Raw genomic sequence first — 13,529 nt, 5'->3', positions numbered from 1 at the left:
CGTTTGCCTCAGAGGATGGGCGGCTCGAAAATCGGGGGAATCGGCTCTATTGGCTCGATAACCGGCGTTTCAGGGATACCTGGTGTCTCCGGCAGCGGATCTTCAACTGGCTCAGCCGGACGAGAGGGCCCGGGTGACGGACGAGGGTGTGCTTCCTCGGCTGTCATTGGATTTCCCTGCTGGTCATACCGTTGCCAGCCTTTCACGCCGGGCGTCTGTGTTTTCCAATACCCCCTCGAGCCTGGCGTGCCTCCATCTTCCTCCCTGGGCACCCATCGGCACATTACCTTGCCGCCCTGAGGTTGCTGCGGACCCCAGAAATCGCCAGGAAGCTGCCCGTTGGCCGGTGTCCACGGACCGCCAGGAATATTCTCCGGGATATCGGAGGCGTCGGGTAAGCGTGCCGGAGCGTCGGGTGGAAAAGGACCGACAGGTGGCGGGCCGGCTGCCAAGCCTGACGGGTCTTGCGATGTGAGCGGCCTCCCGGTCACGTATCCGAAGGTCGAAGCACCGCCTGCGAGGCCGATTGGGTCACTCTGCAGGTAGCGGCCTGTCGCAGCCTCGTAGTCACGGAAACCGTTATGGACCAGGCCGGACTCCTGGTCAAAATATTGACCGGCATACCGTAGGTTCAGCACATACCCGCTCGACGATGTCGGGACGTTCTCGCCAAACGGATTGCTGGCGTACGCCCACTGCCACTTCGTGGCCCCGACCGCATCTACGACCGCACGCGGCGTGCCAAGACCATCACTGATGACGTACGAAACGGTCGAGGTCGTCCCATTCCCATCGACCAGGGCCACCGGGATGCCGCCGAGCCAGATGTAGTCGCGCGTGGTCGTCCCCGACGCTTCGCCAATGAGTTGGCTGTCTTCCGTGTAATCAAATGCCGTGGCAACCCCGCCGGCTGTTTTCTGGGTGCGCTGGCCGAGCGCGTTGAGCACATAGATGCCCACGGTCGCCCCGTCTTTCTGCACGACCGTCATGCGATTTCGCTGGTTGTAGCCGTACCCATACGTCCCAGACGCCAAGACATCGGACGTGGTGTTGCCCCGCGCGTCGACCACGCGGGACGTCGTGCCCACACCGGTCAGATGGTGCGTGCCGGTCGCGTAGGAATAATTGCCGGTGAGAATGCCCGGTGCGGCCTTCGTCAGGCGGTCACCAGTCTTGTTGTAGGTATAGGCCTCAATGGCCGTCCCGGTCGGGGTCTTGACCCCGGTCAGGCGGTAGAGCGGGTCGTAGCTGTACGTTTCCGCAGGTGCCGCAACACCGGCCGCGTTGCCGATGGCGGTGATGTTGCCCATGGCGTCGCGCTTGAGGTGCAGTGCAAACGGGCCCCCGACCACATCCGTTATGGCACCCGTCAGGTCGTAGGTGTAGGTGACGGTCTGGCCAGAGCCGAGCTTCAGGGAAGCCACCGGGCCAAAGGATTTGTAGACGACGCTGCTCACCACCGTGGTGGCCGTGCCATTTTTCGGTGTGGCCTTGATGGAGGTCACGTTGCCGATGGTGTCCCGCGTGTAGGCGACAAGGGTGCCATTCGGCGTCGTCATGGAAGCAAGACGGCCGGCCCTGGTCCACGTGTAGGCCGTCGTGCGCGTCGCGGTACCCAGGGTCTGCGATTTCTTGACGACACGTCCAAAGGCGTCAAAGCACCATGTGATGCCGCCATTGCCCTCGACAATGCGGGTGAGGTGCCCCTTCCCAAAACTGCCCGTGCAGCCCGTGGCAGCATCGACGTCATCATATTTGTACTGCACATTGAGACTGGTGTCGGCAAACGTCACGGTGAGAGGACGGTTGTCGGCGTCATAGGTCATCGCACGACTGTTGTTCGTGGCATCAGTAACGGTGACGGGGTTGCCGGCAACGTCATACGTGCGTCCCGTCAGCCCCGTGTCCGGGCTGTGAGTGGCGGAAACATTGTTCAGTGCATCGATATCATAGGTGGTGTTCAACCCACCCGGGTCACTGAATCCGCTGACCCGGTCGAGCGCATCAAAAGATGTCACCGACTGGCTGTTTTTCGTCGCGGCATCGGTGCCTTGGTAGTTACGGAGCGTGCTGGCCAGCCGGTCAAGGCCATCGAAGACCTGCTGTCGCTGGATGCCCAGACCGTCGGCGCTGTGGACGAGGTTCCCGTTGCCGTCGTAGCTGTCGGTGTAGCTAGCTGCGAAGACAGCCCGGTTGAGACCATCGGTGATGCTGGTGAGCTGACCGAGCGTGTTGAACGCCTGCGAGGTGGACTTCACGACCGTGCCCGCCGCAGTGATGACCTGCTCCTTGGTGCGGTTTCCGGCAGCGTCCAGGGTGTAGTGGTACCGACGGCCTGAGCCGTCAGTCACATCGGTCAGGCGGTGGGCGGCGTCATAAGTGTATGTGGTTACCACGTTGTCCGGGTCGGTGACGGAATGCACCGTGCCGTCCGGGTTGTAGTTGACCGTGGTCGTCGCGTCACTGCTCGACGGTGTTCCGGCAGCCAAGGCCCGCACGGTGGTCGTAGCTAGCCAGCCGCGTGGGGTGTAGGTGTAATCCGTCAGGACCCCGTTCGGCGCTTTCACACGGGTCGGACGGCCGGCCTTGTCAAAACTCACGTAAGTCGTGACCAGACCCGCGCCATCGGTGACGGTCTTGAGATCCCCGGGGTGATGGCAGGCGCCACCGAGCGTGCTGCAGCCGGATTCATCCAACTGCTGGTACCAGGCGTACGTCAACGTGTCAGTGACGTCCGAGCGGGGGCCATCGACTTTCAGCAGAAGACCAAGAAGCGGGCAGGTGGTCGAAACAGTGGTGCAGTACGTCATCGTGGTCCGGCGCACGCCACTGGGCGCCGTGCCGGTCGCGGCACAGGTATAAGAGGGTGCTTTGACCGCGTCGATGAGGCACTGGGCGGTGACCTGGCCGGTGGCGTTGTACGTCCAGCCTTGCTTTTGGACCACGGCGCCGGAGGCGTCCTTGACGGTGCGAAGGAGCGGGACGCGAAGGGTCGTGTTCCAGGTGGTGTCGACCGTGCGCTGGTCGGCCGAGCCCTGCGCTTCGACCTGCTCCGTCAACAGGCCGTTTGCGTCGAACGTGGTGGCCAGCACATGGCCATTGAAGTCGGTGTAGGTGGCCGGTCTGGAATTGGCGTCATAGGTGCGCGTGGCGTACGGCTGGTCGCACTCGCCGCATGGCTTGTCGATGGTACCCACCCGGAATAGACCCTGGACCGTCGTGTATCCCTGGTGCGAGACGCCTCCGAGGGGGTAGGTCACGTCCGAGGAGCCATCGGCGTTGTACTGGACGGCCACGCGGCCGACCGTGCCTGCAAACTGGGTGGACGTCGCACGGCCCGCGCTGTCAAAGGCGGTGTCTTCAAACCGCGCGCCATTCTCGTCAACAATGCCGGTCATGGCCGAGGGCAGGTTGTTGCCACCGGTGAGACCTGACTCGTTGTAGACGTACTGGCGGGTCTTGCCGTCCGGATACTGGACCGAGGTGAGGTTGCCCGTCGCATCGTACCCGTACACCAGCGCACCGCCATCCGGCTGGATGACCTGATGGACGCGGTCGGCCGAGTCATAAGTAAACGAGAGCGTGCGGCCGCCGGGTGCGGTGACCGTCAGCAGAAGATTCGGCTTGGGCGCAATGGCCGGGTCGGTGAGTGTGTCAGAGTAGGTCAAGGTTTCGACCTGCCCGGTGCTGTCGGACACCGTCAGCAAACGCCCATCGGCTGAGTATGTCTCGGTGTGGCGGAGGGCAGCGACCCACAGCGTATAGCCAGTCGGCGCACCGTTTGCATCGTCCGTTTCGGTGAGACGATCCGGGTTGTCGCCACTGGTCGACCAGGCGCCACTGCTCTTGGTGAACGACTCACGCTGACCACTGGGACGGGAGACCGTCATCAGAGATGTGGTGGTCGAGGGCACGTCGACGCGAAAAAGGCTGCGCGAGAACGAGTGGCTCCAGTGGGTTCCGATGGTGGAGGAGTCTGCGGACGGATGGCTGTTGTAAAAGCGCCGGAAGGTCAGCCAGGGCGAGGCATCAAAGTCCGTGTCCTGGATGTACTTGTTGCCGGTTGCCGTATTGATGGGGTCGCCAGCGGTTGGTGTGCCGTCGGAGTTACCCTTGGCGCTCGGCGTATTCGTGCCGCCGGCTTGGTTGTCGCAGCCCGGAGGTGGCGGACCGCCGCTGCCGCTCTTGCCCTGGTCTCCCTTGTGGCCCTCGCCTCCGTCGCAGCCCGCGCCGGTACCATTGTTCTTGCCAGGGTCAAAGAAATACTGGGTCGCAAATATGCCATTGCCGCCGCCGCACGGAGACTGCAGATACATGCTGGCCACCTGGCCACCCATCGTGTCCGGGTCATAGAACTCCGTGGTGTAGCCGCAGTCATTCCCAGGCCATACCCGCTGCCAGTCAGCCCACCAGTGGTCGATGGCCTCACCGACGGAATCGAACGGCCCGTTGTCGGCGTAACCGTGGTGATAATAAGGCTTGTCCCAGTAGCTCGCGGCTCCATCCGCCGGAGCATCTGACAGGCTCGCCGCCAGAAGGCTTTGACGTACAACGGTTGGGGGCGCCGCTACCGGCGCGTGAACGCTGGCAGACGACGCGGGACCGTCCCCAGGCAAAGCGGCAGCCGCGATGGGCAGCAGGAGGGCGAGCGCGACTGCGCTAAACCGGACAAGGAGATTCATGCGTGGTCCCTGACGACATTCGGGCGTGCTGGATGCCGGGAAGGGTGCGCGCAGTCAGTGACTTCGTGTGTAGGGTTTTTCTGACACGCGCCGTTTTGGGAGGTGTGTCGCAAAGCGCAAGAAATTGCGGCTCAGGGGCCGGACGCGCACACCGGACGTCGGTATGGCGCTCCCGGCGACCGCGCTGGCTCGAATGTCGATGTCCGAGGCGCAGCAGTCGTGCTATGGGGCGTTGAACGGCGGCAGGCAATCCCGGTGCGCATGTTGCGCAGCAATGACCCGCATTACCTGCGTCTTGTCCGTAAGCTGGGCGGCGGCAAGCACCATGCCCAGACCCCATACGCCGTTGGCGTTTTTCAGCATCTGCACGAGGAACGGCTCAGGCATCCCGTGCGCAAGGTTCGACAGGGCAAGCGTGCCGCCGTGGACGAATGAATTGAGCTCCCGCCAGGCAATCGACTTGAACAGGGCAAGAAGGGCTGCAGCACGGGGCGGCGCTGTGCGCTCAAGGTCCTTCAAAAGCTCGCCAATGGACGGCACATCGGGTTCTTGGATGCGCCCGTCGCTGTCTCGCACCCGCACGGTGCCCATCCGCGCTATCCAGTGGTCGGTTGCCGCATGGGCGACCCAGAAGGCTTTCAGGGTCGCTTCGAACTGCAACCGCAACAGGGCAATGGCGGAATGGAAAAGTCCGGCGCCCATCAGCGCGCGCTGGGCCATCCAGTGCTCATGGGCGAGACCGAGGAAGGCCATCGTGAGCTTTGCACGCGGCGTGTCATCAAACGGCACACGGTCGATGAGGGGCAGCACGGCTGCGGCAAACGCTTCGGTGTGCGCGAGAACATCGGCGAGGCCGTCTCCGGTCTCACCCTGCTCAGGCGTCCGCTGAGCGGTCATGGCCGGACCACGAACGGGTTGATTGGTGCAGGCGGCGGGGAGAGCGGCACGAGTGCGGGAACCATGGGGAACTTCGCCACCCGGACTGCGTTGAGGGGCGACATGGCTGCAATAATGCGAAGCGCTGCCGACGCCGTCTGCGCAATGGTCACGTATGCGGCCTCAGGTGATTGGGTGCGCGCAAAGTGCAGACAGGCGTGCACGTACCGGAACAGTTCCGCATCGGGTCCGGCGTTCAAGAAAAAGGCGACGTACTCATCCACGGTGGCGGTCGACAGCACTTCGATGTCGATGGGGTTCCAGCCGCTCTTGTCGGCCTGCTCGCGGATGGTGTCGGCGAGGGTGGGGCGGACGGGGCCGGTGGCCCGTCGCAAGGCCTCCGCCCGGAACATGGGGTCCGCTGCCCGGGAGCCCAGGAAGTCCTCGGGCACCTCAAGGCGCGCGGGGTCGATGCTGGCGTTGACGCGCTCCCATTCGCGCGCCAGCTCATCGGCCTTGTCCCCCTCGCTGAGCTCACGCAGCAGGACGCAGACGGTCTCGGCCTCGGCGTAGCCAAGCCAGGGGGCATTCGCCAACGCCGTCGTCATCATCGTCTCGACAAAGACGTCCGTGTTGTCGGCAAAGGAGTTGTGCAACAGTGCCCATGCGTCCTTCATCGACCCGGACGCCGCCTCGAGCGCAGCCTGTGCGGTGGCATCCGAGACCGCCTTTTCCACCGCATCGGTATTGATGTAGCCCCGCTCAAGGCTGCCGCACACTTCGGCGACAAGGCCATGGTAGAGGTGTCCACCCATGGTCCAGAGGGTCTCCATCCACGCCGCTTCAGTATCGGTAAGCTTGTCGGTCTCCATCACACCGGCAAAGTGGGTCAGCAGGATCTTTTTCGAAAACGAGTAGCCCGGTGCGCCTGCCGCTTCCCCGTAGTGGCACCACACGAGAAGGGCCACCGTGCGCGCAAGGGACGTCTGTACGGCCTCAGGACTGTTGGCAATGAACGGCATGAAGTCATCGACCGCGCGGACAATGCGCTGGAGGATGCGCAGATTGGTGATGCCAAGCTCCGCAGCAAAGTGACCGGCCATGGCATGGGCCCCCTTCGTGCCCCCGAACACGAGGTCGGTGCATTCAGCCACCGTCGGATGGAAGACCACTTCCCGCTCGAGCACCTTTTCCCGAAAACCCGTAAACAGGTCCCGTTCGCCACTTCCCGTGGGACCAAGGCCGTCTTCGTTGAGGATGAGCACCACACGGCATTGACGCTGCTCTCGAAGGTAGGAGACCAGTCCGAGCACGTCCGTCATCGACAGGTCCTTGCCCTTGCGCTCGACGTCATCGATACAGATGACATAGTCGCGTACGGCAAGGAACGTTGCCGACCGCAGAGCACTTGCCCAGGGCGGGAGGAAAGACGCGGCGGTCTGGGCGTGCTGGCGTCCTTTGCCGAGCATGAACCGGCCAAGCTTCGACCCGGTCTCTTGGACGGTCTCGGCCTTGAAGATGTGTTTCATCTCGGTCGCCAGGCTTTCCGGCGTGGCACCCGTCTGCACACTGCCAGGCGGGACAGCGTTCTCGAAGAGCGCGGCCTTGAGGTCCGCCATGGAATTGAGGCCGAAGAGCGACACGTAGCTGTAGCGGGAAAAGCCGGGGTCAGGCGCGCGGGAAAGCGAGGAGACGACATCGTTCCACAGCCACGTCTTCCCGCTCCCCCAGGGGCCGGTGAGGGCAACGGCGGCGGCACGCTGGTCGGTGACAAAGCGGGTCAGCGCGGCTCGCGCAAGGAAAGTGGTCATGGGGTCCTCCTGTTCCCCAATGATATGGGACGCGGGCCTGGACAAGTGGTCGCAGCGCCCTCGACGGGCGTGGACGGACAGCCAGGATGGACGGGCCCCGTTCTCTGCGAGCGCTTCATGACCTCACAACCCCCGCCTTCCTCCCGGTCGGAACCGCACCCGGCGACGTGCCGGCCGACGACACCGTCATCGCGTACTTCGCCTCCCTTGGGTATCCGCTGTTCGTCGTGGTTCCCGATGGCGTCCATGCGGGCGAACCTCCCTTCTGGCAACTCAATCGACCGTTCCTTTTCAAGCCGTGCGAGACCTTCGACACCGTCGCCGAGGTCTGGGACTGGTGGGAGCGCGTTGCGGTGTGGGTGTTGACCGCAGACACCCATTTCAGGCTGCTCTGTTCGCTCTACAGGGGCGGCGGTGCAATGCTGCGGGCCGAGATGCGGGAATGGGCCACGCCGAAGTCCTGGTACCCCTTGGGAACCGACTGGACGCTGGACCTCATCGGGCACTGGCCGCCGTTTACCCGCGAGGACCTTCCGCACGACTGGGCAGACCTGATGCGGGAGGTCGAGAGGGCCTGCGTGCGTCCGGGTGAGCGGTGCCGTGACCGGTTCCTTCGCTTTTGCAGCACGCTGGACGAGTCAGAAGAACGTACAAGGCTAGAGGCATCCATCCGCCTCGCCGAGACACCACGTACGAGCCACCGCCTGTAATCCTCGCTTATCGAACAGGAGTGCCAAACGGAAGGTTCCGGACGCTGGTGGCCGGGCGTCGTCGGGCCGGGGAAATGGGAGGCGTAAATCGATGAGATGTTCTTTGGTCATCTCGTCAACCGAACCGGTGTGGCGAGGATGCCGGCCCGACGCGGGGGGCGGCAGGAATTTGGCGGAAAGACTGGGATACCTAAACGCTGCGCTCATCGCCAAGCACAGGGTATTCATGGGGTCCAGCCTCGTCGCTTCAATACATCAAGCTTCAGCTGAACGTTGACGAACTTCGACCCGGGCTTGTTCGTCAGTCCTGCGACACCACCGTGGCGGTCGGCCATCACCACCATGCCGAACTCCTGAAGCCCCGGCAGCTCGGAATCGAGCGTTTCCTTATCGAGCGTTATCCACCCGAATACGTCCACATCGGTGGGCGCAAGAGCGGACAGCAGGATGTCGGCGAATGAATAGGTCGGTACCAAAGCCAGGTCGACAGGGTTGCTTGAAAACTGCGCGTTGTTTCGGTTGGTCCCGTCTCGCCACAGCGCGTGGTCCATTCCCTCCAGCGGGATGCACACGGGTTCGGCGAGGGCATCGGGCGCGCGTCTTCTCGCGTCGAGCTTCTCCAGCACCTGCTGTTGAATGCCGTTCGCGATGTCGACTGTGTCGTCGGCTGGTGGCGGCGTGCCCGTAATCAACGGCTGGCCGTCGGCGTGGAGATAGCCAAGGTAATGAATGAATGACAATGGAGCGAGCCGCGTCCGGATGGCGTCAGGCGATAAGTCCATCGCGGCGTTGCCGGGTGCAGGAGGTGCGGCGTGTGCGGCTGACCCAGAGAGATTCGAACCGGCATGTCTCGCAGCCAGGATGGACTCACCCGCCCTGGTAAGGAGTTCGATTTGGGATGCCGGAATCTTCCCTGCCTCGTCCGGCTCGCGTCGGCGGTGGACATCAATGGCAAACTGGCCGGAAGGCTCGACCGAAACGGGCCGGGGGTGCGGGAAGGCTGTGCGAAACGCCGCGTAATCAACTGCTCCAGAGAGGGTCGAAGGAACCCATGGCGTGTCGCTTTGCCGATCAGCGGGAACGAACGTCTCGCTCTTAGACAATTTTGTGAGCGTACGACGAAGCTGCGTCAAGTCAGCGCGCTTGGCTTGGAAGATGGCAACGCGGGCGGCTGTTTTGCTGGTCCAGACCACCAATACGAAATCGGCGCCGCGAACGGCCTCCGAATCGGTACCCTTCGCCGTTTTGCTTTTGTTGTATTGCCCCCATGAGCAACGCGACGCCTCTTTGTCGTCCTCCGAAAACAGGGCGACGCAAAATGGGAAGACGCCAGCTAGCGCACCGAGAAGGGCGGCAGTAACGGTTTCCTCGTCGAGATGGGAGGCGAGGCCGATTTCCGAAAGCCGCGCAAGCGCGCTGCAGAACGTTGCAGCGACAGGCGTGCAGGGCACCGCGTCGAAGCGGTCGGCATATCGTCCAAGAAATTCGCGCTTGAGCTCTTCCATCCCGGAACTCCGTGTGGGGAGCAGCAACTCTATCAAAGCCGGCGTCGTGGACGGTGGGTTGCTGCAACTGGAACCACGCGTTGAAGCGTCGTCTGCTCCCGGCTGGCCTCAAGCCGTGCGAAGCGATGGACAAGCCGGTCCTGGAAGTAGCCGCGCCGCGTGGACTGGAAGCGTCTGCGCGTGTCCATCAGCCAGGTCCGGGGCAGGAGGGCCGGGACGCAGGTGGCCTGCACCGCGACGAAGGTCCTGTGCCAATTACAATGGTGCTGAAAGGGCGCCCGCGCCCACCTGCACATTTCCATGCGCTCGGCCTCCGGCGCGTGGACATAATACCGGCACAAATGGTCGACGAGACGGTCCTCGGTCACCATGCGCAGTGCAATCTTCTCCCAATTCGACCAGAGGGCATCGAGCGTTGTGTGGCGCTGGTCGGTGCAGCAGGGATGACGAAGCACCCACATCGGGTCGCTGTGGCCGTCCGGCGCGTGCAGGGTGTAGCCGAGTGCCTCGAAGTAGGTTGTGGCAAAGGCAGCGTCGGGGTAGGCCATGGGGGCTCCTGGATACTGCCTGAGCATCCCACAGTGGACCGCCCTGTCCAGGGGCGTGCGGCGGATTGTCCCGAAGGACGAAAAAGGGGCCCTGGGGCCCCTTCGTTTTGCCGCTCGACACTCCGCTCATTCCTCACCGTCGCCATCCTCCTCATCGTCCTCCACATCCGGAAACACGGGTGCGAGTTTCTTCCTCGGCGGCATGGAGATGACCTTCAAGTCGCGTGGGGCCTTTTTGGCGGCGACGAGGCGACCGTTGCGCTCGAGCTGGACGAAGTACGGCTCGAACTGCGCAGGGTCGTAGGGCGGGATGATGACGGGTGCAAGCGGGATGCTCATGAGGTGTGTCTTGCGCTGCGGCAGGGTCGACGCCTGCACGTAGTTCCTGCGGATGACCGACTGGGCTTCGAGTTTGTGACCCGTCAACGGGGCGACATCCGCATCGGTGAGCCCGGACCGGATGGCCTGGTCGATGAAGTGGTGGCGGTGGCAGTGGAAGGTTTTGCCGGGGCCAAGGCCGCACACATTGGGGTAGTACGTTTCGTTCAACCGCTTGCCCATCAGGAACCCTGCATCGCCATGGAACCACCCCATCCCCGGAAAGAGCCTGTTGTAGCCCCTCTCCCGGACCATGGCGACGTAGTCAAGAAACCCAAGCTTGATGAGCTCGTCGTGGAGCGGGACGACCCGCTTGCTCGACTGGTTCTTGACCTGCTGGCCCTCGAAGCGGTCGGCAAAGTGCACGACGGGGATGCCAAGGATGGTTTCCACATCGTCGACATACAACTGGGAAATCTCCCGCAGTCGCCCGCCGGTGAAGTGCGCAAGCACCGGCAGCCAGTAGCCCTGGGGTGCAAGGAGCCGTTTGAGGTGCACGGGGTCGAAGATGGAGGCAAGCTCGGCTTCGGTAAACGGCGTGCGGACGAACTGGGCCACCGGGGCGGGCAGGGCGACTGAATCAAACGGGTTGAAGCGAAGGCCGTTGGTGAGCCGCACGTACTCGAAAAAGCCCCGCACGAAATGCACCTTGTTGTTGACGGTCACAGGTGCGAGGCGTCTGGCCTGGATGGTGTCTGCGGTCTCCAGGATCTGCTCGACGGTCAGGTTCCGGTAGATAGGCTTTTTGGTCGCGTCCTTCGGCCACTTTTCCATGGTGCGGACAAACCGTTGGGCGTCCATGCGTGTGACACCGATGAGCGGCTTGTCCCCGGTGACCTCCAGATACAGCTTCAGGGCGGATGCGCACTCGTACTGGCCCTTGTCGTTGAGCATGCAAGACGACGGGAGCTGGGCGAGGTATTCGTCCATCAGCTCTGTCACCAGGCGGTGGGACGAATCGGCCACACGCGGCCCCGACTGGAACCGGGCCGGTGCAAACGGCGACTGCTTGACGCGGCGTGCAGCCGGGGCTGCCGCTTCGAGGTACCCGTCCTCATCATCGGGCTGAAGGCCGGCACCGGTGCCGTGCCGACCCATGGTGCGGGCTGCGGCCGCACGGGAGGCATACAGCGCCGGCGTCATCGTCCGGGGTTGCTGTGCGGGACTTGGGGGCGGGGCAGGAGGAGCGTCGGGAATCATCTGGGCAATCGCCGCCAGTGCGCGGAGCTGTTCGTCGAAGCTGCCGACTTCAAGCGTGATGCCATTGGGACCATGGACGATGTAGCGCGGTGCTTGGGGTGTGCCGGTAGGCGTCGGGCCAGCGTCGGTCGGGGTAGGGCGGGTGGACGTGTTGTGGGACGGGTCAATCGGGTGCATGGGTGTCGCCTCTTGGGTGGGGGTTTATTCCATCCAAGCAACAATTCCGAGGCTGTCAAGTAAACCCGTGGAACGAATTTCCGCCCTGGCGACCGAGGCTAAGATGCGACCTTTTTTGGCGGTGCCGAAAATAATTTTTCAGCGCGCCAACCCTTGTTTCATGCGGTCCCTAAAGGGCTTCTGCCGGTCATCAATATTCGATGTCTGGATGAATTGACCGTTGCCTTATGGACGTCCAAACCGATTCGCTTGAGGCCGGGTGGAGGTCGACGGGTGCGCAAAAGTCGCCTTCGAACCCGTCAAGGCGAGGACTGAAGAATCAATCGGTTGCCACGACGATGGTGGCGGTGGGCTGCTCGCAGGATCGGGGAGAAATATTCGGCGGATCAACGCGCTGGCGGATCGGCGGTAGGTCAGGAATCCGTCAAGTATTAGTAGTACTTGATCCGGCCAGGTCAACCCGCAGAAAAGGCCCCGCAAGGGAAATGGTCAACCCAAGGCAAAACGACGAAAAAAGCTCGACGGCATTTTGTCGCATTTGCCAAACCCATGTTTTTTTCTATGCGGAGTGGAGCAGTGGCAGCTCGCCGGGCCCATGACCCGGAAGTCGGTGGTTCGATTCCACCCTCCGCATCAACCAGAGGACATCTCGATGAAACGCAAACAAGGCAAACCCCCGGCAATCGACAGTCAAACCCGCGACCTCGCCCTCGAACGCAATGCTGGCCCTCTTGCCTTCATGCGCTACTTTGCATCCCTTGCCCCCGAAAGTCAGGATGCATGGCTGCGTGAGCAGGGCGAGACCGGGGACGACTGGGCGTGCCGCCGACGGACAGACCACTTCGGCGCCCAGCCAGGCCAGCAGCGGTGATTGCCTTACCGGTTCTGAATTTTGTTTCGCAGGCGCAGGAGAAACGCCCGCCCTGCCTCAATGACCGTGACCTCCTCGGGGTCGGTCGGCGATTCGTTCTTCTTTGGGTGCAACTCGTCCCATCTCTTGTCGAGACGTGCGCGCGCCGCATTTACCGGTCCTACGTCGTGCAGCTCGGCGGCAAGTGCGTTGACGACGAGGTCGAGCGCGCGCTCGAATTGGCTGTGCGTAAGTTCGTCGGAATGACCCATCTCAATCTCCCGTCTGATGTGCGTCACGGTGCACTGGACGTCCATCGCCCTGTGCACGGATGCGGCAGCCAGACAATCCCTTCTCCGTACTGTTTCGAGAGCCATTCCCCATGACCCCCGACACCACATCTCCTTCCACCGGCTACCGCATCACCACGCCCGACGGCTGGGTAATTGAGGCAAAAGACGAGCTCGCCCACCGCCGCGTGCTCACCGCCCTTGCCAGCCTTGCCGACGTCCTCGCGCGCGCCGCAGAACTGCCCACCGGCACCGTGCTGCCCACGCCCACCCGGGTGCCGGCCAATCCGTCCGGGTTTGACAAGCCCCTGGGGCGCGAACCCGTCCCGCAGCCCAGCCCCTTCCGGCGCATGGCGCCCCTCGAAGGCCCTGCGCTGCAAAAGCTCTGGGACGACGTCTTTGGCAAACCGGGCGAGGACCAGGACGGGCCTGCCGGCTAGGCGGCATCCAACCCGTCGAGGTCACCCGGGCAGCTCCGGCGCGTGGACAACTTGTCGCTCGC

General features: G+C 63.3%; 10 protein-coding genes and 1 tRNA gene. 4 read left to right on the top strand and 7 right to left on the bottom strand.

Annotation, left to right across the window (positions count from 1 at the left end; all coding sequences use genetic code 11):
• Positions 1 to 8 precede the first annotated feature (8 nt).
• From ABIE56_RS01745 to ABIE56_RS01735, 3 genes are all read right to left on the bottom strand, one after another.
• The gene (locus ABIE56_RS01745) at positions 9 to 4,682 is read right to left on the bottom strand and encodes an RHS repeat-associated core domain-containing protein (RefSeq protein WP_429242114.1); all 4,674 of its coding nucleotides are present in this window, start codon (positions 4,680 to 4,682) and stop codon (positions 9 to 11) included.
• Between the two features lie 222 nt (positions 4,683 to 4,904).
• Positions 4,905 to 5,579, bottom strand: coding sequence for a DUF6988 family protein (locus tag ABIE56_RS01740; protein ID WP_429242113.1), 675 nt, complete (start codon positions 5,577 to 5,579; stop codon positions 4,905 to 4,907).
• Entirely contained in the window at positions 5,576 to 7,369 is a 1,794-nt protein-coding gene (locus tag ABIE56_RS01735) for a P-loop NTPase fold protein (protein WP_429242112.1), read from the bottom strand. Before ABIE56_RS01735 ends, ABIE56_RS01740 begins: the two co-directional genes overlap by 4 nt.
• Positions 7,370 to 7,455: 86 nt before the next feature.
• Between ABIE56_RS01735 and ABIE56_RS01730 the strand changes: the two genes are divergently transcribed.
• Complete coding sequence (locus ABIE56_RS01730; protein ID WP_429242111.1) at positions 7,456 to 8,079, top strand: hypothetical protein; 624 nt, start codon at positions 7,456 to 7,458, stop codon at positions 8,077 to 8,079.
• A 224-nt stretch (positions 8,080 to 8,303) separates the two neighbouring features.
• Here ABIE56_RS01730 and ABIE56_RS01725 read toward each other — a convergent pair whose 3' ends face one another.
• The 3 genes from ABIE56_RS01725 to ABIE56_RS01715 all read right to left on the bottom strand — a co-directional run bounded on the left by ABIE56_RS01725 (position 8,304) and on the right by ABIE56_RS01715 (position 11,887).
• Positions 8,304 to 9,584, bottom strand: a complete 1,281-nt coding sequence (locus ABIE56_RS01725; protein WP_429242110.1) for a hypothetical protein — start codon at positions 9,582 to 9,584, stop codon at positions 8,304 to 8,306.
• A gap of 32 nt (positions 9,585 to 9,616) precedes the next feature.
• Positions 9,617 to 10,132 carry a hypothetical protein gene (locus ABIE56_RS01720; RefSeq protein WP_429242109.1) on the bottom strand — a complete coding sequence of 172 codons (516 nt, stop codon included), beginning with the start codon at positions 10,130 to 10,132 and terminating at the stop codon, positions 9,617 to 9,619.
• A gap of 126 nt (positions 10,133 to 10,258) precedes the next feature.
• A complete protein-coding gene (locus ABIE56_RS01715) occupies positions 10,259 to 11,887 on the bottom strand; it encodes a site-specific integrase (RefSeq protein WP_429242108.1) in 1,629 nt (542 codons plus the stop codon).
• A 562-nt stretch (positions 11,888 to 12,449) separates the two neighbouring features.
• Between ABIE56_RS01715 and ABIE56_RS01710 the strand changes: the two genes are divergently transcribed.
• Together ABIE56_RS01710 and ABIE56_RS01705 are read left to right on the top strand one after the other, a co-directional pair.
• A tRNA-Met gene (locus ABIE56_RS01710) sits at positions 12,450 to 12,521 on the top strand.
• An 18-nt stretch (positions 12,522 to 12,539) separates the two neighbouring features.
• Positions 12,540 to 12,758, top strand: coding sequence for a hypothetical protein (locus tag ABIE56_RS01705; protein ID WP_429242107.1), 219 nt, complete (start codon positions 12,540 to 12,542; stop codon positions 12,756 to 12,758).
• A gap of 5 nt (positions 12,759 to 12,763) precedes the next feature.
• Here ABIE56_RS01705 and ABIE56_RS01700 read toward each other — a convergent pair whose 3' ends face one another.
• Positions 12,764 to 13,009, bottom strand: coding sequence for a hypothetical protein (locus ABIE56_RS01700; protein WP_429242106.1), 246 nt, complete (start codon positions 13,007 to 13,009; stop codon positions 12,764 to 12,766).
• Between the two features lie 110 nt (positions 13,010 to 13,119).
• On the opposite strand from ABIE56_RS01700, the gene ABIE56_RS01695 reads away from it, so the two are divergent.
• Positions 13,120 to 13,467 (top strand): hypothetical protein, encoded by a 348-nt coding sequence (locus ABIE56_RS01695; RefSeq protein WP_429242105.1) that lies wholly within the window; start codon positions 13,120 to 13,122, stop codon positions 13,465 to 13,467.
• Positions 13,468 to 13,529 lie beyond the last annotated feature (62 nt).

It is taken from the genome of Luteibacter sp. 621 (assembly GCF_050435445.1).
Lineage (GTDB): Bacteria > Pseudomonadota > Gammaproteobacteria > Xanthomonadales > Rhodanobacteraceae > Luteibacter.
Note: the sequence above shows the minus strand (reverse complement) of the source record. Positions and strands in the feature narration are given on the sequence as shown.